Below are 23,402 nucleotides of genomic sequence, written 5' to 3'. Positions count from 1 at the left end.
CAGATGAGTTTTACTATGACCAGCTACCACAACAAAATAAGGTAGCTTAACTAGAGCAGAGTATCACTTATAAATAAGCTTTTAGTTGTTCAAACATGTGGGACCACCTCTTTTTAAGCGCATTGGCAAAAATTATTAACTAAAAATTAAGGAGGAAAATATACAAAATGAATCAAGTTGAAATCAATGGAGGACAATTAAGTAGTGTATTAAATCGTAAGTTACGTATAACAACAAATGAAGTTTGTGAACTTTTATCGATAAAAAGAGATAAGTTAGGAAAGTTAATAAAAAATGATCCTTCTTTTCCTATTCCAATAAAAGAAGGTACAACAAGACAAGCACCAGTTTATTTTGATATGAAACAAATTGAATTGTGGTGGATAAGTAAGTTAAATCAAGCACAAAGATTATAAATTTAGTTGATAGGAAAATTATGAATACCCTTTAGATTCTAAGAAGGGTATTAATAATCTTACTATCTAGCTAACTAAAAATCGCATTAAGAAATACTTTTAATTTTACAATGTGGACAAGAGTTTTTAGCAAATATTTGCTGATCTTCTATTTTATCCCCCTTATAACTTATACTATAGCGTGTGAAATAATTGTTTCTTAGTATTCCTGTATTTAACCACTCAAGTAATATGTCTACAGTTAAGCTTGCTATAAGTAAGCTAGAAGATATCGCATAAGGTGTATAGGCTGCACATGCACCTAATCCTAGAATCTTTCTATAGTTAGGATCATTCAAAGGATCTAGATTGATATCATAATCATTTATTCCTGATTGATGAATGCAGCTTATACAACCTCCATTTTTTTCATAAAAGTCAGGTTGATTCCATAAAGCTTGAACACATTCACCATTTCCATAAATCCATAAATGTAAGAGATTTGGTCTCGTATCTACGGGTAAAATAATGATTCTTTCATTTAAATATTCTGCAACTTCAATTTGACCAGTCGCGTCAATTACTAAATCGTAATTACTAAAGTCACTGATATCTCCATTCTCTATTTTATTAATACTTATGGGTAGAGATTTTATATTAGAATCCTCTTCAAGATTTAAGTTTTCTTTTAAATGAGAAACTATAGCAGAAGCTTTATTTGAACCAATATGTTTTTTCCCTAATAGATGTCTTCCAATGTTTTCAATGCCATAACAATCTTTATCAACAATATAATATTCATTATTGCTAGTTCCAGCACCAATTTTGGTTAATGCATCGGCTACATACCCTCCAATAGCACCAGCTCCTACTTGAAGAATACGTAAACTACTTAAGTTTTTAGCTTTAATTCCTTCTAAATTTCTTTCAACAATATCTTTAATTTTATAGTTTTGTATATAGATGGGTAGAACTTCTTCATTTAAAAGTGAGGAAATAATATCAATATTGCCCTGAAGAACTTTCCTATAATTTTTCTTCCATTCTACACAAAATGAAAATATATGTTTCTGGTAAACTAAGGAAATATGAATCCGCTTATTTTTGAACTCCTGTGATAGATAGTATTTAAGAGTTCTTAGATGTCTGGGATCTAAGTGATTAATAAGATTTAGCATCTTTCCAAAAGTAATTTTTCCATTCTCATCAAAATACTTAGATAAAAGCGGAAAATTTAAATGATTAATTGTGATACCAATAAAATTTATTTTTACAGTTTTTTGAATGTTATCCTCTCTAGTGCTTTTGTAATTTAAGGTCGTCTGATTAACTCCTTTTTCATTCTTGAAATCTATAAATAAGTCGTCGGCTTTAAATCGATCTTCATATTTCTCGGAAAGTATCATCCAAGTTGGTGCAATTTCTTGATTTATTTCATTAATTAGTGTTTTTAAGTTTATTAACTTTGATAAATTAGCTTTAATCTGTTTTTCAATAAAAAAAATGATTTGTGTTAAATCTTTTCTATTTATTTCTACTTTATCATGTAAGGCATAACAAAAATTATATGCTTTTTTTTCATCATAAGTGAAGCTGGGTTCTATTAGGAAATGAGGCAAAGGTAATTTAAAGTGCTTATATTTTTGACCTATTAATTTTAGATCATCTTCAAATAAATACACACTAGGTGAGATGATAAAATCCCAGTCACTAAAAAAAATAGCTAATTTTATTCTAAACTCATCTATTTTTATTTCTTTTATCCATAAATTTTGATTAAATTTTTTTTTAAAATTAATATTAAAAGGATCAACGAGTACATAACCTAATTTAGAAAGACTCTGTGCATTTTTTAGAGTTATCAAGTACCAATTCCTAACTATTTTGAAGTATGTAATACTTCTTATTGTTTATTAAACAAAACCAATCTGCTGTAGCGTTATTATTGCCCGCTATCCAAATTAATTTAGGAAATAAATTGAATTCTGGATTGTGAATTAATTTGTTCCATCCTTGATAGTCTGCAAAAGATGGAGTAGGAGTGGGCTCTGGGTGTGTATGCCATTCACCAATATATTGCAATTGCCCATCCGAAATCTCATGTATTTTATTTAAATATAATTGGTGATGGGAAGACTTTCTATGGAAACTGACACGCGTTCTAATATCATCATGAGCAGGAGTACTAATATCAATTACAGTTAGAGATTTTTCACGAATTTCACCAATGATTATTCCACAAGATTCAGGTTTGTGCTCTTGTAATAATTGTCTATGTAAACTGATAGTGTGAAGTGCACTTTCCGTCAAATGCACCTCATAATCTAACTCTTCTGAATATAAATCTAAACTCAAACTTATCCGCCTCTTATCGGTTGAATATCAGCAGGTGTAGAAGTCCTTAAAGGAGGATTAGGATCAGGATTATCAATCTCAATATAACTTTCGTCTGAAGGAATCCTATTACCAAATTTTGTTTTCAAAAATGAGATAGATGTTTTTGGTCTCTCAATTTCTTTAGCAGTAGATACAGTTTGATAGAGTTCTAAAGCAAGACTGTATGCCATTTGCCTATCATTTTCAGGAATTCTATTAAAATCTTCATTTGTATGTTGAGGAATTGATGGTTCCTTTACTTCTCCTAATAGTGCTTTAGGTAAGTATTCCAACACACTTAATAAAGCAAGATCATCTCGTTTATCGAAAAACTGATAATATTTATTAGCAATAATCATTAGTAATATTGAGCTAGGGCCACCGCCTTCATTATATTCAAAATCTCTCCATGCTTTTAAATAACGAGCAATATATCGTAATTGTCTTCCATTATCAGGTTGAGTTGCTAATTGATCAGCATACCATTTTCGAATTAATTCACAGTCACTATCTTTCCAACTACCATCTCTTAATGCCATATGGATTTTAGTGATTTCATCAAGTCTAATTAACTTAGATTCGTTTTCAAGACCTTCGGCAGCATATTGATAACCTTTAAAAATGTACTTATCACCGATATTAGCTGATTTGGCTGAATCAAGAGCCATAAAATTTTGTTCCACTAAACTATCAAACATTCTGTCAGGAACAATATATAGTGGAACATCCATATGGGCATTGCTATTTAAGATTAAACGACAACAAGTATTTTTATCATCGCATAATTTCCAACCCTCTTTTAGAGCTAATGGAGCTAGCAAGCTTTCAACAGCTTTAAAATAGGCTTTTGCAACTTTATCGGATCGACCAAATGTTAATAGGGAGGATGGTAAATATATTCCATAATCAATATCCATTTCTTGATTAGGATGAGCTGGTTGATTACAGGTTCCGTATGCCCATGAGCCTTGAAGTCGAAATTTAGGTTTAATAATAGTTGGATCACCAGCATTATCGATAATAAAATCTCTCATCCCTTCTTTAAGAGTTGATCTTACTTTCTGTCTACAATCGTTTAAATAATCTCTTTGAGATAATGTAGGTTTTATTTTTGTAATAAAACCATCCTCTTTTGCTCGAAAAGTTCGATGTAAATTACTTGGCATGTTAAATTTTCCCCATGTTTTGTTGTGGACCGTAATACCACTCTCTTTGTTTTTTAGGTTGTTTAAAATACTCACGTATAAAATCTTTACCTAAAGCGACTTTAGCCGATTGAAATCCATTACCTTCTAAAACTTGACGGGCTTCTTCAGTAGTTTCATCTAGACCAATAAATTGAGCAGAGGACTGTACTATCTGTTCATCAATTTTATAGAAATGATTAGGGAAAGGTTCCATTCTGTGTTTAACCATCTGTTCCATAAACTGTTGTTGGCTACTAAGTACTAGATCAATAATATTTGGAGCGGCATCAAAAATAGATCCTTCTCCCCAATCTAAATAACCACCATTTTTTTTCGTACTTGGATTTAATTGTTTTTTAGATGATAAAGTTCCAATTGATAATATATGAACATCATTTAGATTTTTTTTGAACATATAATCAGCTTCATGTAAACCAATTAAACTTGGATCATTTGCAAAGAGTCCTCCATCAACATACTCATTTTTTCCAATTGTATGTCGAGGGAAATAGGTGGGCGCTGCTGAAGTCGCCAAAGCAATATCAACTATCTTTGTTTTCCAATCCGTTGTTAAGTTTTCATGATGTGGAGTTTTAAAGGTTATCGGACTACCTTTAGTAAAATCGATGGAAGGAATAACGACTGGACATTTTAGTGTGCCTAAAATGGAACTCCCAAACCATGTCTCTAGGATAGATTTCAAAGATTCATTTGAATATTTAGAACCCGTAAACTTATAAAAGGGTTTTGGTTCAAAAATTTTATTTCCATGTTCTCTAAATAAATCCACAATATCGGATACACTGATACCATAAGCAATTGCTAGAGCTACAATCCCACCAACAGAAGTACCTGTTATAAGATCAAAACAATCAGCCAGAGACTCATGTCCCTGATCCTTTGCTTTATCTTCTAATTCTTTCAGAACACTTGCAGTATATAAACCACGATACCCACCGCCTGATAAGGCTAGAATTTGAAATCTACTCATTTTATTATTTCTCAGAATTTAAATTTTTATATAGGGTTAGTTTTTAGGAATTCAAGAGAATAAAAAATTATCTTTGAAAAGTTAATGCATCCCGTATTTTGTTTAATTTATCTAATAAATTTGTTTAAAAAAACTAATTAAATAACTGCATTTAACAAAGAGTAGATTGATTGTAATTAGAAATTTATTTTTTAAAATGATATAGTTAATGAAGTGTGTGGATTCTTGATGAAACTGCCTTCAAAAAATCTACAACATAAATAGTAGGAATTGTCTTGGGAAATCTAATGCCATTATCATTTGAAAATTTAATATCGGAATCTCTGCTAGAGATATGTCGAAGTAGTACTGATGATTTTACAGGTACGGGTATTGTATATTATAAAAATTTAAATAACTTACCTTTTATTAGTTTGCATAAAGATAATTTACCTGAAGATTTTAAATTTACTCAATTTAATGATTTAATATTAGAAATATCTAAAATAATATCAAATTTTCATGATGGATTTCATTTTTATAATATTGAAAATTCTGAATTAACACATATTTCTCAATATATATCTCCTTTATTGACAAAAAATGATTCTAGTAAAGTTCAAGATATTTTGCCTTGTGGTGCACGTGAAATGACAGCTTTTTTGGCATCAATGGTTGACGGTATTTTTTGTGTTGGTTTAATTAGTGCTAATAAGAGCGTTAAAATCTTTAAAAATGGACTTATTACTTTTCAAAGTGAGGCAATATGAGTTTTATTGTTTTAACTTTTAAAGAGCTGAAGAAAGTAATTTATTTATTTTTATTATTAGTAGTGCTCTTATTTCTTCTTATAAAAATAACTACAGAATTTTTTTCGTATAATTTGATGGTTACTCAGATTTTGACACCTTCAATAACATTCTCTTTTTTTATATTAGGTTGGTTGTTAAAATCTTTTACTCTTAAGCATGAATTTATCTCTAAGATTATTGGTAAACCAATAATTCATGGTCTGTGGAAAGGCAAACTCGAAAGTAACTATCTAGTTGATGGAAAAAGAATAGCTCCTATAGAGATATACTTCTATATAAAGCAAACCTTTTTAACTACTACAATAAAGTCTTTTACTATAAATCAAACTTCTAGTTCAATAATCACAGCTTTATCTATTGATCCATCTAATGACGATAAAAAATTTATATACACTTATAAATTTTATCGAGTTAAAAATAGTGAAAATAAAGTTACTTTTGGTAGTGGCGATCTAAAGTTAATCAATAATGATAAAGAATTGGTTGGAATATACTGGACTAGTGCTGATACATGTGGTGAGATTGACTTAAAATTGGTAAACAGAAAATGTGAAAATATTGACTCATTTGAATCAGCGGTTTTTCATCATAAAAAAGTAAGCCCTTAGATAGATGATAAGATGAGAAAATGGTAATCAAGAAGATGATTACCTTTTTCTAATTTAATTATTCTTAGAAGGTTACTTTCCTATTGATATAACCCATTTACCACCTTCATCATTTATATAGTATTTGTATTTATAATTATTGCAATTTACTCGAATTGTCTTTTCATCCCTAGTTTGTGCCATTGAGCTGACACTATCACATTTATAATCATTAAGCCTTATAAATGCGATTACAACCTTTACTTGATCTTCATTGAGTTGATCGTCAATTAGTGCATCTTTTTCAATTAAGTTCTCATTTTTATTACTATTTTCTTTTGTTAAATTTTTATCATTTTGAATATCTTTATTGTTATTTGGAGGAGAAGAATCTGTTTTTTCATCTGAAGTACTATGAGCGCTATATGAATCATTGGTAGAGTTATCTTGGAAACTACTATTAAAGAAGAATATTGAGATAATAAATATTAAAAGAAAAATCCAAAACAAATTAAAAAAGTTAAAGCTCTTTTGGGTTCTTGAGTTTGAAATAGTATCATTTTTATTATTATGATTTAGGTTTGGTAGAGGTGGAGGAGTAACAGTTGGAGGCCAACTTGAGGATATAACTTTAAAACTTCTCTCTATAGGGAAACCGCATTGAGGGCACGTTTTTGCTTTATCACTTATTTCTCTTTTGCACTCTGGGCACAATATTAAAGCCATAATTTTCCCCGTAATAGTTTAGGTATAGCTATGTTTATGAAAATGTTCATTAGGTTATCTAATTGTTTTGATCGTTTGGAAAACTAGTAGATAGCCTAAGAATTAAACATAAAGGATAGTATTTTAATATACTTGTACCTATTTTGGGTAAATTTAATTTGTACCATAAAAAGGTACAATGACAAATAGTATCCATACCAATGAGATGAGTGCTTTGTGTGATTGGCTTAAAGAGCAACGTATTACACAAAAATTAACTATGCGGGAATTATCAGAACGCCTAGATAAGCCTCATTCATATGTACAAAAAGTTGAGCAAGGCGAACGGCGTTTAGATGTCGTAGAATATATTTGGTACTGTACAGCTCTAAAGATTGATCCTCATATTGGTGTGCAACTTGTCTTGGCAATAGTAAAAGATCAATAAATTTATCCTTTTAAGAGATTTTGACTTGTATCACATGGTGTATCATAATTTTTTATATTTAAATTATTTATTTAAAAATTAGTGACTTATATTTTATTTCGGTATTGGATATACCTACCAAGATTTAAAGTCATATAAACTCGATAGCTTTATATGACTTAAAAAGCCCTAAACTATAATGGTTTAGGGCTTTTTTTATTGGTTTAATAAATTTCTTAACCGAGATCGCTTCTAAAAAAATAATAATTAAAAAGTAAATCCTTCTTTTTGTAAGACCAAGCTAAGGGAGTTAAAAATAATGATATCTAAGCTTTTGAATATAATTTCTTATTTGAATACATTGAAATAAAGCTTAATAAAATAGTTGAAATAAAATGTTTTAGTAAAATTTTTGACCAGTAATTACGTGAATAGTATTTTAAATTTTTTATTGGTCATAATTTAAAAAATACCAATTGGTAAATGTAAGCTATCAATTATAATCAATAAATTTACTTATTTTTTAATTATGTTATTATGCGCCCTCATTTTGGTAAGCCGAAATGGCTTATTAGAATGATTTTTTAAATTTATAAAATTGGAAACTTCATGTTAAATATAACTAAATATATAATAGTTTTAGCTTCAATATTCATGGTAACAACTAGTTATGCTGCTAGTGCTTTGGATGTATCGCCAATTTGTAAAAAAGTTGGTAAAGATCTAGATAGCTATATAAATAGAGGGGCGCATTGTTTAGAGTCAGAACCATTTGAAATTCCATTGACTGATGCAAAAGGATTAAATGTAGGTACTGCGAAAGTAGTTGCATATGTTTATTCTGATAATCCAAAAAATGCATTAACTTGGACATTCAAGTATAAACTGCGCACAAAAATTATAGGGCAAATTGGTGATTCTCTAAAAGTACGACCTGAGTTGTACTGTTATAACTGTACAACAAAGACTGTCTACGGCAATCCAATTAATTTAGTAAATGGTTTATCTTTAGAATCTACCACTACTTTCACCCCATCTAGCACTGAATTGGCTTCTTCAAATCCCTTATTTTTATCTCCAAGTATATCTTTTCAAGTTGTCAAAGCGAACGCTTCATTTAATGATGCGGCAAGTTATGAACCAGGGATTTATAGTCCAGGTGTTCGCTGTGACATAGGTAAAGCTAAGGCAAATACGAAAGGATGTGTATATCCAGATGTACCTCCTGTTCTTACTACAATTAAAATTACTGATCCAGATGTAGATGAGTCTGCAAAGCATATTAAAGAAGCATTTGCGGCTGGACAGCCAGGTAAATTTATTGCAGGTTCAACCAATTCAGTTTTTCCTAGTTCAAGTGCATCTGCCTTAACTCGGTTACGAGATGCTCAAACTCGTAAAGATAATCGTGCCGAATCTGTAAAAATGTGCAAAGTCAAATATGGACCAACGGTCGGTTCAAAATGTTTCTTTACAGGTGATTCTGATGAAGTTGCAACTGATTGCGATTGTGATGAGTTCCCGTTTGCAGCTACTCATCAAGGCGGCACAGGTGCCTCAGTGAAAAAAATTGATGCATCTGATAACCGTAGAGCAGGTAGCCGCTTAGGGTCTTTCTTTAATACCGAACGCGTTTTAGATGGTGATAAGTTCTTTATTAATGTTGATTAATAATTAAAATTAGCGAAGTACCTCCTATTTGAGGTACTTCTAGGATCTATATTTATGCAAAAAAAACTTCCAATACCAGATAACTTACCAAATCATTTAACGGACATTTTTTATCATATCAATATAAATTTGCCTAAAGGTGATTTAAAAGAAACTGTAGAGCTGGATAAAGCAATAAATCAAGTTAACGCAAGTGATGTATATGCTTTACAGGATTATCCTCTGCATAATTTATCTGAATATGCGGGTTGGGCTCTTAACTCAGAAACAACTCAATCTGCAAGTAAAGATAGTCCTTTATTAATTACTCATTGGTACTATTGGGGACAACAGCTTTATAGATCTATTAATCCGTATAAATTAGATCTAAAAGCTCCAAGTTTGTTAGAAATTCCTGCCTATACAAAATTACCAGAGTCTTTAGATTCAGTGGTTGCTGAACAAGATGAAAGATTAGATCTTTCTGATACCGATGCTAAAAAGATTACTGGTTCTATTCCTGCCATGCATGGTGTTATCCCAAAGGGCAGTATATTTAAACAAGGCGATGTGATTTTAAAAAAAGATGAGAAACTGACTCCTGAAAAATTAATTGTTTTAAGACGAGCTGGAATCAAAGAATTATCTATATATAAAAATCCCAGAATTCTCATTGTAAGTATGCATTCTTTTGATAAAGAAGAAATGAGTGAGGAAAGTTTGTATGTTAAAGATGTCTTGAAAACATGGGGCTATGAGCAAGTAGAAATCAAATCACTCAAACCTGAACGTTTTGATGCTGCATTTAATAATCTTAAAAAAGATAATGACCCAGCTTTAGATGACTCATTAACGACGAGCAGGGACGATTATATAAAATTCTTTGAACAACAAACTTCAAACTTTGATGTCATTATTTGCTGCACATATCGAAATAATCGTTCTTCTTTATTCCAGCTTGAAAAACTTCCAATCTTTGATCAAAGCAGCATGTCATCAGCCTTGAATACACGTTGTATGCCAGCTAATGAAATTAAAATTCTGAAAGGCCAAGATAGGACTCCACCTAGCCGTGAGACTGTGCAGATATATGATGAAAGCGGTAATCATAAAGGTATGCGTGTAGTCATTACAGAAGACAAATCGACCATCATTAATTTACCAGGTGACCTCCAAGATATTACGATTCTGATGCATGCTTTTGTGAAATATATTTTGAATAAGCACATCTCAAACTTTTTTGATCATGCTTACTTTAAAGGTAAAACTGACATAGAGATTATTCCTGATGTGACAAATAGAAAGTTGTTATGGGGGCACTATAAGCTTCAAGAAAATGGGGAATATGTATTAGAAATTATTGAGCAACAACAGTCATATCAGATAGAGCCATTTGTTAAAGCGAATTGTATTGTGATAGTACCTTTTCAAGAGCAGACAATTGCAAAAGGCACTGATTTATATTTTATGAAAATAGATTAAGTCTAGTTTCTATTTATAACTTAATTGAGCGGTGTAACTATTAAATTTTTAAATGGTTACGCCATCAAAACTTTACTCTAAAAAATTGTAATTCCCTAAAATCCCCATCTTTATAAACCCTTCTTTAACAATAACTATCTCATTATTTATCCTTACTTTTTAATGATCTAATTTAAAACAAATGTCATTTTGTGTGCTTGACTGGTAAAGGGTAGAGCACTATCCTTTGCCTGCTGGCCACATTGCCAGCCGGCTTTGACAGGCTGAATAATAACTCCCGCATCAGAGTCATTCCTTCTGAGGAATAGTCTTGTGTGGTAGCTACTCGTTCCTTTCCCGTAGCGGTAGGACGGGAGAGGGACACCTTCGGGTGTGCTAGTTTGAGTTATTACTAGTCTGTCAACCTTCTTCCGTTCTCCCACCATAATTCTATAAATGTCTGGCAGAACTCCCAATAAAAAGGAGTTGGCTTTGCACATTCATAATTTCTTGGCAGCCTTTGCCAAAAGCTATAACGACACAACTTAAAAATTTAAAGCAGCTTGATGACCTTTAGGGTTTTCAGGCTTTAAGTCATTACGGCTCAAAAAACTTGCATTAACAATAAAACTTGAGATGTGCCACGCACAGTCTTTACGGCTTTGCTGTGCCTTTTTTTCTCCCAAAAAAGTATCTCGTTTAGAAACAACAAGAATTTATAACGGTAAAAATATGCGAAATTTAGTTCTCTCAACACGTGCGATCCAAATCATTAATACATCGATTCATTTATTTCACCATCACGGATTTCATAAGGTTGGGGTCGACCGAATCGTGAAAGAGTCTCACACTCCCAAAGCAACTTTTTATAACTACTTTCATTCTAAAGAGCGTTTTATTGAAATCTGTTTGATCGTGCAAAAAGAACGCTTAAAAGGAAAAGTAGTCTCAATGGTTGAGTACGATCAAAGTACAAACGTGAAGGATAAACTTAAGAAACTTTATTTCTTACATAGCGATGTAGAAGGGCCGTACTATTTGATATTTAAAGCAATTTTTGAAACGAAACTCAGCTACCCAAAAGCCTATATCACCGCAGTGAGGTATAGAACGTGGCTCATCAATGAAATTTATAGCCAGCTTAGAACATTTAAAAATGATGCGACTTTTCAGGATGCCAAATTATTTTTATATATGATCGAAGGCGCAATCATTCAGCTTTTAAGCTCGGAGGCGGCAATTGAACGGGAAAAGGTGCTGGATTGTTTTTTGGCGGGGTTGGTTTTTAGCTAATGAAAACCAATAGCTCTATGAGATCGAAAAGTTCTAAGCTATAAAGCTTCAGTAATAGACTGAAAATGTTGTTTTAACGTGTTTAAGAAAAGCTGAACCTTTTTTGGAATTTTTGATCCATAGGGCGTGGTTGCATAAAAATGAAGTTTTGTAGAAAAAATGTCTTGAGAGCAATTAATTATCACTCCCTCATCTTCATATTTTTTAGCCAAAAAATCCGGAATATATAAAATACCTTTATTTTTCTTACATAGATCCAAAAGTATTTCTATATTATTGCAGATTAGTTGAGGCGTCGAATTAATGATTTTATTTTCTAAGTCTGTTCTTGAATATAAAAATATATTATGTTTTCTTAATTCTTCTATACTTTTAGGTTTTCCATATTTTTTTAAAAAGGCAGCTGTTGCATAGAAGTTTCTTTTATAGCTATTTAGAATAAAAATATTTTCTTCTCTAACTTCCTCTTCAATTTTTAAAATAATGTCAAATTTATGTTCATTTATACCTAGTGCTTTTTCGGAAAATAATAAATCAATCTCGATATTAGGATATTGAATTAAGAAATTAGAAATAATATCTGAAAAGCAAGTTTGAATAAAAGCATGTGGAGCACTAACTTTTAATATACCCTCTGGGTACTTTTGGTCATAGATGAAGTCATTGGCAGCCAAATCTAACTCTTTAACAATAACTTTACAACGCTGATAAAACTTCTCTCCTGAGCGGGTGAGGTCCATCTTTCGGGTGTTACGCGTAAACAATGATGTACTGAATAAACTTTCTAGATAAAAAATTCTTTTAGAGACTTGATCTCGAGTAATACCTAAATTTCTAGAGGCATTACTAAAATTTCCATTCTCTACGACACTAATGAAAGTATAAATACAGTCTAGTTTATCCATTAAATTTTGAAAGGCTAACTTGGCGTGTCGCTAAACTATATTATGATCTTTTACTTATCAATCATTGTATCTTTTGAGGATACAGTTTGTATTTAAATAGGTATCTAGTAGTTTACGTTTATTTTTGATTTTATATATATTGTCTTTTATTTGGATTACTTGGTGGTTTATAAAAATATATAGGTGGTATTTTAAAATTAAAAAATTTTATCTGGTTTTAAAAAATTATTTTTAAGAGACTGGTTTTATATTAAATACATCGTTTTATTAATACTGGGGTGGATTTTTATAAATGATTAGAAATAAAGAATATCAATGAGGTAAAGAAATGAGTGACTTGATTAATAATAATCCAGTATGGGTTAAAAAGATTTTATCAATTCATGGATTGCTTCCACTTCTTCGAGTTGCATTAGTTTCAGCCTATTTGGTTGGTGGAATTAATAAGTTCATCGGTTTTCATGCGGCTATTGAGGAGCAAGCAAGTTTTGGTTTGCAACCGGCTTGGCTCTGGGCAGCCGCAGCGATTGTGATTGAAATTGTGGGTTCGCTCTTGGTTATTTTTAATCGTTTTGTCTGGTTAGGAGCAGGGGCTTTAGGCTGCTTAACCGCAATAGCGATGCTAGTTGCCAACGACTTTTGGAATCATACAGGTCCTGCATTTTTTAGTACGTTTAATAGTTTTTTCGAACACCTCGGTCTTATCGCTGCTCTGGTGATGGTCACTATTCTTTCTAATCAACAACCAAACAAACAATAAGCTACAGCATCTAATTCTAATAGGAGTCTTTTATGCGTAAATCATTATCAGCTTTGCTTTTAAGCACAATGCTAGTGGGCGCCAATGTTGCCATTGTTCCTCAGGTTTTAGCCAAGACAACAACGAGTGTAAAAAGTGAAGCACCCGGCGTAGCTCCTCAATACGATACAACACATGTGTATGTTAACCCCGAAGACTTCGATAAATTTACCGATAGCTTAGTAGCAACATTTGGGGGAACTAAATCTAAACAAGGCGTTTTTCAGGTCACTCCAACACCAAGCCAGACCATTTCCCAACTTGTATTGACCCCAGTAGGAACATTGTCTGTATTCGGCTTTAAAACACCAGTTCCACATCCTTTTGGCTTGGAAAGAACAGGCTATTTAGTCAAAGATATGGATGCGGCAGTGCAGTCTGCTAAAGCGAATGGCGCCGATGTCATTGTTGAGACATTTCCAGATCCGATCGGGCGTGATGCAGTCATTCAATGGCCGGGTGGCGTGAATATGCAACTTTATTGGCACACCACTAAACCGAGCTATAACAAACTAGAAACTGTGCCAGAAAATCGTATTTATATTTCAAAACAAAGTGCGGATTCTTTTGTTAAAAAATTCGTCAATTTCTCACACGGTAAAGTGGTTTCAGACAATCCTAAAGCGGCTGGTGTAGAAATTGGACGCCCAAATGAAACCTATAGACGTATTCGCGTGGAATCTGATTTCGGCAAAATGACAGTGTTGGTTACCGATGGTCATCTTCCTTACCCATATGGGCATGATATGACGGGTTATGAAGTCAAAAACTTATCTGAGACTTTAGATAAAGCGACAAAATCTGGTGCGACAGTCTTGGTGAATGCCTATAAAACAGATGGTCGCGAGGCCGCGATGGTACAGTTCCCGGGTGGTTATATTGCTGAAATTCATGCCGCTACAAAGTAATTTATTGCCTTAATGATTGATAAAACAACACTCATATTGCTTAAGGGCAATGTGGGTGTAAACGACTAAGTCTTTGCAATGACCTATTGATTACCGTGGAAAACTAGATGGCCCAGCATATTTCTAAAGATAGAAAATATCGAATTAAGTGCTCAGAAACTTACCGTAAAATAATTAAAATAAGTTTATTGCTGACGGGGAGTTTATTTTTTTATGAAGTTACTCATGCGGAAAATGAAGCTTCAAATACAAATGCATGTCCAACTCGTCCAAAAATCTCAACGAATCGCTGGCAGGAAAATTGGGATGTTTTAAAAAATCCATGTGTGCCAAAGAAAATAGGTGATGATTTTAAATATATACCTTTTGGTGATAATAATTATTTATCACTAGGGGCAAATATTCGCGAGCGTTTTGAAGTCAATAATAATGCGAGATTTGGTAGCGGAAATAATCAAGCCGATCGCTATTTAATTCAAAGATTACAAGTTCATGCCGATGCACGTATAGGTGATCATTTACAATTATTTACTCAGCTCAGTGATGCGCGAGCGTTTGATAAAAAGAATATTAGCAGTACCGATCAAAATAGACTTGATGTAGAACAAGCCTTTATTGCGTGGGTGAGTCCTTTAAATAATGGAACTTTTAAGTTTAGAGTTGGGCGTCAAGAGATGGCTTTTGACTTGCAGCGCTTTATTTCGAATCGCGAAGGGCCAAACGTTAGACAAGCTTTTGATGGCATTTGGTCTGGTTATGAATATGGCGATTGGAGAGTTTTAGGTTATCTCACTAGACCTGTTCAGATTGAAAAAGATTCAACTTTTAATGACCACTCGAAAAGCGATTTAAGTTTTAGCGGCTTTCGTGTAGATAAACAAAATGTATGGGGCGGTGAGTTATCTGGTTATTACTCACGTTATGAACGCGATAACGCATCTTTTACAAGCGTTAAGGGAAATGAGATTCGAGACTTATATGATGCTCGTCATATGGGTAAAAAGAATAATATTGATTGGGATGTTGAAGGCATGCTGCAACATGGAAAGATTGGTGGACAAACTATTCAGGCATGGGGACTCAGTAGCATTACAGGGTACACATTTGCTGAACAAGCTTGGTCACCACGTTTAGGCGTCCAGTTTGATATAGCCACAGGCGATAAAAGCGCCAATGATAATGAGCTCAATACCTTTAACCAACTCTTTGCAAATGGCTCATACTTTACTTTGGCGGGTTATAGTGGCTACAGCAATATCATTCACATCAAACCATCTCTTACACTTAAGCCTTCCGATAAACTCACCCTATTAACCGCATTAGGTTTTCAATGGCGTGAAACCACCAATGATGCAGTTTATTTCCAAGGCAATAACAGCATGGCGAACACAGCAGGACAAGGTTTAAGCTGGACGGGAGCATATATTCAACTAAGAGCAGATCAAAAAATAAATTCTAATCTGTCTGTTGCTGCCGAAGGAGTACACTTTGAAGTCGGAGACACGATTAAGAGAGCTGGAGGTAAAGACTCAAATTATCTGGGTGTTGAACTTAAATATGGATGGTAAATCGAGAAGAGAAAAAATATGGGCACAGATTTAAAGCAAACAAAAATTGGCTATTATCAAAATCTAGATATTGAACTGGTGACTTGGGACTGCACCTCGGCTGAGGTTGAACTTTCCTGTGCTTGTATTTTTGAACATGAAATGAATAACCGTTCTTTTTCTGGCGGTTTAGCACATTTAGATGAAGCACTAAATGGAAGGTTAAATGAAATACGGAAAAATAATTGGTTCAGTGCGAAATTGAACCATACTCTTTTAATAAATCAAACGCCATCGACCATACAAGCCTCTAAAGTTTTACTGATAGGAATGGGCGCTCCAGAAGAGTTTACGTTAGAGAGAATCAAGACCGCGATAAAAACTGTTGTAAAGACAACGCATCAACTGGAACTGAAAAGTGTGGCATTTGCCCCTAGTATTTTAGATACAGGTCTGAATCCTCCCTCTGGTTTAAATGAAGTAATGCTGCAAGCTCTCAAAGAGGAACTAGACCGACATCATCAGCTTCATTTGCAAAATTTAGTCAAAAAATCTGAAATTGAAAGATGGGTTTTTGATGCGGGTTTTCAAAATTATGAGGCGAAGGCCGAGCAATATATAAAGTCTTTTTCTAAAATTTTTTATAGCTAATATTTCAACTTATCAATAAACAACTTGTTTATTAAACATGACTCATATAATAAATGGGAACACAACAAGCATCTCTATAGCTTGATCTAGGAGGTCGTTATTTGAAGTTATTTATTATTATATTCATAGTCATTTTTTCTAGTATTGGGCTCATTTGTTTAATCGCACTACTCAGAAATTTAAAAAATTATTCACCATCTGGTGAGCATGATCATTCATCTACTTCAACACATCATTTTCACGATAATAGTCCGAGTCATCATCATAGCTCTAGTTATTCAAATGACTGTTCATCATCATCTTCAGATTCAGGCGGATGTGATGGCGGTGGTGGCGGGGGAGATTAAAAAAAGCCCTTTTATGCAAAGGGCTTTTTTATGATTTAAGGTAAATCGAACCAGATAAATTGACTGTCTTCAGTTGCGTGAATTGTCGCTTTATCTTCAAAAACTAAAGCATCACCTGCTTTAACTTCTTGATCGCCAATGCGAACTACACCCGAAATCACATGCACATAGTTCACTTTTTTAACCGTATCAACCGTTAACTCATGTCCTTTTTCCAATACTGCAGATTTTACTTCTGCATTTTGGCGAATATGCATTGGTGCATTTGCATCAGGTCCTGCAATTAAATGCCATTTGTTTGGATCTTTACGTGGGTCAAGATTAATTTGCTGGTAATTAGGCTCTGCATCTCTTTCATCAGGAATAATCCAGATTTGTAGTAAATGTACAGGCGTATCAGTGTTGTTGATTTCACTGTGGGCAACACCTGTGCCGGCACTCATAAGTTGCCATTCACCTGCTTTAATCTGGCCTTCATTTCCCATGGTGTCGCGATGTGAAATTGCACCATCTAGCACACAAGTTAAGATTTCCATGTTGTCATGGGAGTGCGTACCAAAACCATTATGCGCATCAATCTGGTCGTCATTAATTACACGTAGAGCGCTTACACCCATATATTTAGGGTCGTACCAACTACCAAATGAAAAGCTGTGATAAGACTCTAACCAGCCTGCTTTTACATGACCTCGATCTTCACTACGATGTAGATAAGCATTCATGATCTAATCTCCCAAATTTTTATTTATCTCTTGAGAAATATAGTAATGTTCTATGTGGGCTAAAAAATAGGTTAACTGCAACATGTCGTTGCATAATTGATATGGTCGTATAGTTTTATATTTATAGATCTATGTTGACTCATAAAAAAACCTGCACAAGGCAGGTTTTATTCAAATGATTGCTGATCTTAATTCGCTAAATCAAGGTCATCATATTCATTCAAGGTCTTACCTTGCTGAATATGTTTTTGATAATGTTGAGCACGGAGTATGTCTAGTTCTGAACTTGATACGCCATCTCTCCAATACCCAGCAATACGCACGTCATTTTTATTAAACTGTTTGTCTTCTAGAAAAAACTGGCGTAAAGCTCTGGCTTCTTTGCGTTCGCAAGCCGCCCAAATCGTAATATTGTCATAAGTTTTTAGCGCAAATGCTGCTTTTAAAAGAAGACCTTTTTGTGGCGTGTGATGTTCTTTATGGAACGAATGAATTTTGACGTGGTCATGACGGGGTAATTGGCTAGCAATATCTTTTTCAAAACTCTCAATGAAAATATCAGCACTTACGCCATTTTCCCATTCATTCAATATTGAATATAACGCAGGTACAGCCGTATCGTCGGCAAACATGACCACATGTTTTTTATGTATGAAATTGGGAATGAAATGAGGACGGGGGCCAATAAGCCCGATTTTTGTACCCACTTGAGCTGAATTAAGCCATTCCATTGCTGGGCTTAAATCTTCATGTTTAACAAAATCAATTTCGATTTGAGTGTTTACAGGATTGAACGAACGGACCGTATAGACGCGTGAGATGGGTTGTCCATCTGGCGGATTACTCACAATTAACCGAATTGCCAAATTGGGAGCTTGCCAAAGCTCTGGCTGTAATGTGTTGATTTTTCCTTGAATTCTGACAATGGACGGATACGGCGTATGGATCGAGACGATAGTCATCTCAAGCTGTTCCATATCTTGTAAATGGTCTTTTTCTTTTAGTAACTCGCCATATTCTTGTTTCGATTTTTCTGCAATTTTTGTCATACATATAACCCAAGCTTCATGATTACTATAGAGCGTAATAATTGATATAGATGTAGTCTCTCTATTCATTACGATAACTAAGTTAGCCCTAAATGTAAATAATAATCATTATTAATTGTGGTTTTTAGTTCATAAATATAGACCTCTAAACGATTAGACCTAAGGTTAAAAATTATCTTATTGTTTTGATATTTATGATTTTTCATAAATGACTTTTAAAACGAGAAAATTGATATTTCTCTTAATATTAATTGTAAATGATTATCATTTGTATTATTGTGCTGGGATATCTATTATTCGAACAAACAGCGATAAAGACGACATTTTTATAACTTTGTTTTGAATATTAGGTTGGGTGGTATTGCATAAAGAATAGGGTGAGGACCAAGATAAATGCTAAAAGATTTGAGTCAAAATTTAGGGCAAATGAATGATAAAAATAACAACGTAGAAAATTTCTTAAAGCAAATTTATGAAAATATTTTTGATCAAAATTCCAATCGAACAGCACTTATTTTTGAAGACCGTAGCATTAGTTATGCTGAGGTAGGGACTCAGGTCGCCAAAGTTATGTATGCGCTAAAAAAGCAAGATTTGGCGACAGGGTCAGTGGTTGCAATTTGTTTGAGAAAAAGTCCTGAGCATATTTATACCGCTTTGGCATGTGCGCTCACAGGCATCATTTGGTTACCTGTAGATATGGATTCTCCGCCGTCGAGACTGAACTATTTATTGACGAATAGTCGGGCAGATGTTGTGGTAAGTGACTTATCCATTGCTGGTGTTCAAAACCTAAATATTAATGAAATTTTATCGGCTACAACTGAGTATAAACCGAGCTTTAATGCCGAAATTAACCGACTTCCGGCATATTATTTATATACTTCGGGAAGTACAGGGACTCCGAAATGTGTGGTCCTAAATAATCAAGCCACTGAAAACACGCTACAACAAACGATCTCGGAATGGGGAATTACTGCTGACGATGTGATTATGGCGGTAACACCGTTTCATCATGATATGTCGGTATTTGATGTATTTGCTTCAATGGCAGTGGGCGCAACTTTGGTGGTGCCATCCTTTGAGCAAAGTAAAAATGCTGTTGCCTGGGCCAATTTAGTAGATCGTTACAAGGTTACGCTTTGGAGCAGTGTGCCTGCTATTGTCGATATGCTGTTCAGTGTAGCTCAAAAAGAACAACTACAGTCTTTGCGTTTAATTGCCCAAGGCGGCGACTATATCAAACCTTCACTCATCTCGAAGTTAAGAAAACAATTGCCTAACGCTCGTTTATTTTCATTAGGTGGACCTACCGAGACCACAATTTGGAGTATATGGCATGAAATAAATGAGGAAGATCAGGAAATTATTCCGTATGGAAAAGCTTTAGAAAATAACCATTATTTTATTTTGGATGAAAATCTGAAGCCTTGCCAAATGGGCGAGGTCGGTACGATGTATATGACTGGTTTGAATTTATCAAATGGTTATTTACTTGATGGGGAAATTTATTATAAAGATTTCGTTGAAATTCAAGTGAGTGAAAATGAAACTCAAACTGCTTTTCGCATGAGTGATCAAGGATATTTTAGGGAAGATGGAAATGTTATTTTTGCTGGACGTGAGGAAGGTTATTTAAAGATAAAAGGCGTGAGAATCTCTGCGGCCGAGGTTGAAAATGCTTTAACGAAGAACCCGTATATTCATAATTGTGTGGTGGTAAGTTGTGTACATCCAACGGCTGAAACTCAAGAGTTAGTCGCCGTTTATACCCTAGAAAATAAATACAAAACTACTCGCTTAAATAGCCCAGAATTAAAGAACTTTTTAAAAGTGCATTTGCCGAGTTCACATATTCCTTCGAAATATTTGGCCGTCGAAACCATACCTTTGACCCGAAATGGAAAAATTGATCGTAAAGCTGTGCAAGAAATCGCTCAGGGGAAAATTTATGTATCTTCTACGTTGTCTACAAACTCTTCTAAAACACAGCCATCAGTCGCTAGGGTAGGAGATTCGGTCTTATCGGTTTTCCGTGAATGCATAGCTGACAGCCAAGCTGAAAAAATGGATATTTTTTATAGAAGTGAAATATTAGCGATAGGAATTCGTCCCAAACAACTCATGAGTATTGCTCAGAAACTCTCTCAAAAGCTCAATACAGAAATTGATTTTTATACACTCATTAGCTGCAAAACAATTCAGGATGTGGTGAATAAAGTAGAGCAGCAAATAAAATAGAAAAATTGAAATGTGCTTAAAAGCAGAGTCGAGATGTTTGCTTTTAAGCACATGGTGGGTTTTAGGGCAACTAGATTTGAGCTAAGGTTGCCTTAATTTTTTCACAGATACTTTGCACTGTTGCTGTCGGGAAGCGGTGGGCTTGATACGTAATGATCATGCTTAACTGATGTTGTCCATCAATCACATTTTCCATAATTTCAAAATGTAATCCGAACATCGATTCATCACGTTCTGGCAAGATCTGACGATAAGGAAGATCTTGTCCCTGAGGTGTTTTGAGCGCGCCGTTTAAAGCGTTATTTGAATGGATATGAATAAACACATCAAATAACAGTCCTTCAGCTGCACTCATTCCTAATGCATTTTGAATATGGTTGATTGGAATATCTGCATAGGCCATCGAGGTATTAATCATTGTGCTGATATTGTGGAGCAATGATTGGAATGAATCTGCAGGGCTAAATTGTGTGCGATGCGCCACCATGGTCGTAAAGTAACCCACCGTATCAAAAAACTCGGGATCAGTTCGTCCAGAAGCAGAAGTACCAATCACAATATCTTTTAAATCGCCTTGTTGCTGTAACGCATTGGCGATAGCAGTATAGAGAACTGCGAAAATAGAAGAGCCGTGTTGTCTCGAAAATGCGAGGAGCTTGTCATGCATTTCTGGTGCAAATTTAAGTTCGAGCCATTGGACTGGAGGTTTTTCCTTTTCAGCATTTAATTCATTTTCTGAAACAGGGAGACTTAGACCTTTGGTTGCTCCTGTTAGCAGGTTAGTCCAATAATTTAGATGGTCTTGGTTGATGCCTTGCTTTTGCTGAAGTAAAGAAAAATCAAGAATAGATTGAGCGGGTGCCTTCCAGTTTGGTGCTTGAGTATTTGAGCGAGCAAGATAAGCATGCGCAAGGTCAGCCATAATCGTATTTAAAGACCATTCATCAATCACCATGTGGTGAACTAAGAACGATAGAGTTTGGCGGCCTTTAGCATTTCGAATTAAACGAATTCTTAAGGGAAGTTCACGGGTTAAATCAAATTTATATGAAGCTTCACTGGCAAGCGTTGCATCGTGACTTTCGGCACTGTTCCAAAACCATTTGAAGTGTTTAAGTTCAGATGTAGGAACAACCTGCTGATAGGTTTGACCATTGGCGCTATTAAAAATTGTGCGTAAACCTGCATGGCGCTCAACAATATCTGTAAAGGCTTGAAAGAAAATATCTTCATTAATTTCTTCAAGAAATTCTACGGCAAATGGCAAGTTATAAATTGGGCTAAAATCGAACGCAGAATAAGCTTGCCACAGGAAATCTTGAGCTAAAGTAAGCGGGGCTTTATCGACACTTTGTAAGGTGGTTTTTTCATTTTTTGCAGATTTAACGAAAGCATATTGGGCTAAGTCAGCAGCAGATGGAGATTTAAAGAAATCATTAAATTGAATCTCAATTCCATGTTTATTGAGTAGGTTTCCAATAATTCGTGTTGCTAAGAGTGAATGGCCGCCAAAATCAAAAAAGTCATCATGTTGGCTCATTTCTGGTTCAGCGAGAGTATTTCGGAACTCTTCTAAAATAATTTCTGAAACATAGGTTTGGTTAGGTTGTTGTGGCGCTTTTGCGAAACTTGTATCTAGATGATGTGAGATATCAATTTCCGTCATTACCAATGGCATATTATTGGGTGAATATTGTTGATATCGATTTTGTATGGCCTGAATGAAATCTGACTTTTGATAGCTTTCATCAAGAATAGGATGGAGCGCTAAAATAAGAAAATAGTCTTGTTCAGTTTCTACGAGACTTGTAAAAAAAGGTGGATGAAATTCTGCATTCCATGATTGCGCTTTTAAGGTAGCTACCTGTTCAAATACTTGTTCTGTATTGCTCTTTTTTAATTCTAGGCAAGCTGAATGGTCATCAAATGGATATTTGTATAAATCGCCTTCGTCACTAAATATATAACGGACATTTAAGTCAGGTGTAGTTTTAATAATGTCTTGAATTGCTTTAATCAGCAATTGAATGTCTAAACCTTGATTAACTTTCCACAGATTAAAACGTCGATTAACTTGTTCAGGCTGCTGTAATTGCAACATCCAGATATGTTCTTCGTAATCAGTAACCGAAAGGAGAGAGGGCGATTTGGAAAATTGTTCCAACATAAATGAATCCTGGTTTATCAAATGGCTATTTTCATCAATTTTTATTTCGCAAATTTTTACATTAGATTAAATTTCATATAATTCATAATGTTATAGATTTGCTTGTTTGCAAAAATTGACCTTTTTCTAATGAGTTGATGTCCACATGAACTGTACTGATGTAACAGTAGGGTTACATTTTACCTTTAAACATACTATAATTG

23 protein-coding genes are annotated in these 23,402 nt (G+C 34.0%); 13 read left to right on the top strand and 10 right to left on the bottom strand.

Annotated features, from left to right (window positions below; genetic code table 11):
* The first annotated feature begins 167 nt into the window (after positions 1-167).
* Positions 168-416, top strand: coding sequence for a helix-turn-helix transcriptional regulator (locus WBW42_RS07180; RefSeq protein WP_119030536.1), 249 nt, complete (start codon positions 168-170; stop codon positions 414-416).
* 86 nt (positions 417-502) lie between these two features.
* Here WBW42_RS07180 and WBW42_RS07175 read toward each other — a convergent pair whose 3' ends face one another.
* From WBW42_RS07175 to WBW42_RS07160, 4 genes are read right to left on the bottom strand one after another with little or no spacing between them, the layout of a single operon-like run.
* A complete protein-coding gene (locus tag WBW42_RS07175; protein WP_119030534.1) occupies positions 503-2,260 on the bottom strand; it encodes a ThiF family adenylyltransferase in 1,758 nt (585 codons plus the stop codon).
* Between the two features lie 10 nt (positions 2,261-2,270).
* Positions 2,271-2,750, bottom strand: coding sequence for a Mov34/MPN/PAD-1 family protein (locus WBW42_RS07170; protein WP_162899352.1), 480 nt, complete (start codon positions 2,748-2,750; stop codon positions 2,271-2,273).
* A gap of 2 nt (positions 2,751-2,752) precedes the next feature.
* The gene (locus tag WBW42_RS07165) at positions 2,753-3,937 is read right to left on the bottom strand and encodes a CBASS cGAMP synthase (RefSeq protein ID WP_119030530.1); all 1,185 of its coding nucleotides are present in this window, start codon (positions 3,935-3,937) and stop codon (positions 2,753-2,755) included.
* Position 3,938: 1 nt separating this feature from the next.
* The gene (locus WBW42_RS07160) at positions 3,939-4,949 is read right to left on the bottom strand and encodes a CBASS cGAMP-activated phospholipase (protein ID WP_119030528.1); all 1,011 of its coding nucleotides are present in this window, start codon (positions 4,947-4,949) and stop codon (positions 3,939-3,941) included.
* A 287-nt stretch (positions 4,950-5,236) separates the two neighbouring features.
* On the opposite strand from WBW42_RS07160, the gene WBW42_RS07155 reads away from it, so the two are divergent.
* Both WBW42_RS07155 and WBW42_RS07150 read left to right on the top strand, forming a co-directional pair.
* Positions 5,237-5,698, top strand: a complete 462-nt coding sequence (locus WBW42_RS07155) for a hypothetical protein (RefSeq protein WP_119030525.1) — start codon at positions 5,237-5,239, stop codon at positions 5,696-5,698.
* Positions 5,695-6,348, top strand: coding sequence for a Cap15 family cyclic dinucleotide receptor domain-containing protein (locus WBW42_RS07150; RefSeq protein ID WP_119030523.1), 654 nt, complete (start codon positions 5,695-5,697; stop codon positions 6,346-6,348). The genes WBW42_RS07155 and WBW42_RS07150 overlap by 4 nt, the downstream gene beginning before the upstream one ends.
* Positions 6,349-6,420: 72 nt before the next feature.
* Here the strand turns inward: WBW42_RS07150 and WBW42_RS07145 are convergent, their stop codons facing one another.
* A complete protein-coding gene (locus WBW42_RS07145; RefSeq protein ID WP_119030520.1) occupies positions 6,421-7,053 on the bottom strand; it encodes a zinc ribbon domain-containing protein in 633 nt (210 codons plus the stop codon).
* Between the two features lie 178 nt (positions 7,054-7,231).
* On the opposite strand from WBW42_RS07145, the gene WBW42_RS07140 reads away from it, so the two are divergent.
* The 3 genes from WBW42_RS07140 (at position 7,232) to WBW42_RS07130 (ending at position 10,591) form a co-directional block, all read left to right on the top strand.
* Positions 7,232-7,480 carry a helix-turn-helix domain-containing protein gene (locus WBW42_RS07140; protein ID WP_119030518.1) on the top strand — a complete coding sequence of 83 codons (249 nt, stop codon included), beginning with the start codon at positions 7,232-7,234 and terminating at the stop codon, positions 7,478-7,480.
* Positions 7,481-8,068: 588 nt separating this feature from the next.
* A complete protein-coding gene (locus WBW42_RS07135; protein ID WP_032055303.1) occupies positions 8,069-9,130 on the top strand; it encodes a NucA/NucB deoxyribonuclease domain-containing protein in 1,062 nt (353 codons plus the stop codon).
* Between the two features lie 54 nt (positions 9,131-9,184).
* Complete coding sequence (locus WBW42_RS07130) at positions 9,185-10,591, top strand: molybdopterin-binding domain-containing protein (RefSeq protein WP_032055305.1); 1,407 nt, start codon at positions 9,185-9,187, stop codon at positions 10,589-10,591.
* Positions 10,592-11,115: 524 nt separating this feature from the next.
* On the opposite strand, the gene WBW42_RS07125 is transcribed toward WBW42_RS07130, so the two are convergent.
* Complete coding sequence (locus WBW42_RS07125) at positions 11,116-11,256, bottom strand: hypothetical protein (protein WP_165381684.1); 141 nt, start codon at positions 11,254-11,256, stop codon at positions 11,116-11,118.
* A 46-nt stretch (positions 11,257-11,302) separates the two neighbouring features.
* Here WBW42_RS07125 and WBW42_RS07120 point away from each other — a divergent pair, with 46 nt between their 5' ends.
* Positions 11,303-11,863: a TetR/AcrR family transcriptional regulator gene (locus WBW42_RS07120; RefSeq protein ID WP_032055309.1), complete on the top strand. Its 561-nt coding sequence runs from the start codon at positions 11,303-11,305 to the stop codon at positions 11,861-11,863.
* 38 nt (positions 11,864-11,901) lie between these two features.
* Here the strand turns inward: WBW42_RS07120 and WBW42_RS07115 are convergent, their stop codons facing one another.
* Positions 11,902-12,768 carry a LysR family transcriptional regulator gene (locus WBW42_RS07115; RefSeq protein ID WP_032055310.1) on the bottom strand — a complete coding sequence of 289 codons (867 nt, stop codon included), beginning with the start codon at positions 12,766-12,768 and terminating at the stop codon, positions 11,902-11,904.
* 328 nt (positions 12,769-13,096) lie between these two features.
* Between WBW42_RS07115 and WBW42_RS07110 the strand changes: the two genes are divergently transcribed.
* The 5 genes from WBW42_RS07110 (at position 13,097) to WBW42_RS07090 (ending at position 17,020) form a co-directional block, all read left to right on the top strand.
* Positions 13,097-13,528, top strand: a complete 432-nt coding sequence (locus WBW42_RS07110; RefSeq protein ID WP_032055313.1) for a DoxX family protein — start codon at positions 13,097-13,099, stop codon at positions 13,526-13,528.
* 32 nt (positions 13,529-13,560) lie between these two features.
* Positions 13,561-14,475 (top strand): hypothetical protein, encoded by a 915-nt coding sequence (locus WBW42_RS07105; RefSeq protein WP_032055314.1) that lies wholly within the window; start codon positions 13,561-13,563, stop codon positions 14,473-14,475.
* A gap of 107 nt (positions 14,476-14,582) precedes the next feature.
* Positions 14,583-16,043, top strand: a complete 1,461-nt coding sequence (locus WBW42_RS07100) for an alginate export family protein (RefSeq protein ID WP_032055317.1) — start codon at positions 14,583-14,585, stop codon at positions 16,041-16,043.
* 18 nt (positions 16,044-16,061) lie between these two features.
* Positions 16,062-16,673 carry a M17 family peptidase N-terminal domain-containing protein gene (locus tag WBW42_RS07095; protein ID WP_032055318.1) on the top strand — a complete coding sequence of 204 codons (612 nt, stop codon included), beginning with the start codon at positions 16,062-16,064 and terminating at the stop codon, positions 16,671-16,673.
* A gap of 101 nt (positions 16,674-16,774) precedes the next feature.
* Entirely contained in the window at positions 16,775-17,020 is a 246-nt protein-coding gene (locus tag WBW42_RS07090) for a hypothetical protein (protein ID WP_080776951.1), read from the top strand.
* Positions 17,021-17,055: 35 nt separating this feature from the next.
* On the opposite strand, the gene WBW42_RS07085 is transcribed toward WBW42_RS07090, so the two are convergent.
* Both WBW42_RS07085 and WBW42_RS07080 read right to left on the bottom strand, forming a co-directional pair.
* Positions 17,056-17,742 carry a pirin family protein gene (locus WBW42_RS07085; RefSeq protein WP_005068005.1) on the bottom strand — a complete coding sequence of 229 codons (687 nt, stop codon included), beginning with the start codon at positions 17,740-17,742 and terminating at the stop codon, positions 17,056-17,058.
* A 188-nt stretch (positions 17,743-17,930) separates the two neighbouring features.
* Entirely contained in the window at positions 17,931-18,791 is an 861-nt protein-coding gene (locus WBW42_RS07080; protein ID WP_032055323.1) for a siderophore-interacting protein, read from the bottom strand.
* Positions 18,792-19,184: 393 nt separating this feature from the next.
* Here WBW42_RS07080 and WBW42_RS07075 point away from each other — a divergent pair, with 393 nt between their 5' ends.
* On the top strand, positions 19,185-21,032 hold the full coding sequence (locus WBW42_RS07075) for an AMP-binding protein (protein WP_032055324.1): 1,848 nt from the start codon (positions 19,185-19,187) through the stop codon (positions 21,030-21,032).
* Between the two features lie 70 nt (positions 21,033-21,102).
* Here WBW42_RS07075 and basB read toward each other — a convergent pair whose 3' ends face one another.
* Positions 21,103-23,133 carry an acinetobactin non-ribosomal peptide synthetase subunit BasB gene (basB, locus tag WBW42_RS07070; protein ID WP_080776949.1) on the bottom strand — a complete coding sequence of 677 codons (2,031 nt, stop codon included), beginning with the start codon at positions 23,131-23,133 and terminating at the stop codon, positions 21,103-21,105.
* Positions 23,134-23,402: the final 269 nt, after the last annotated feature.

It is taken from the genome of Acinetobacter sp. LT1 (assembly GCF_059800965.1).
Note: the sequence above shows the minus strand (reverse complement) of the source record. Positions and strands in the feature narration are given on the sequence as shown.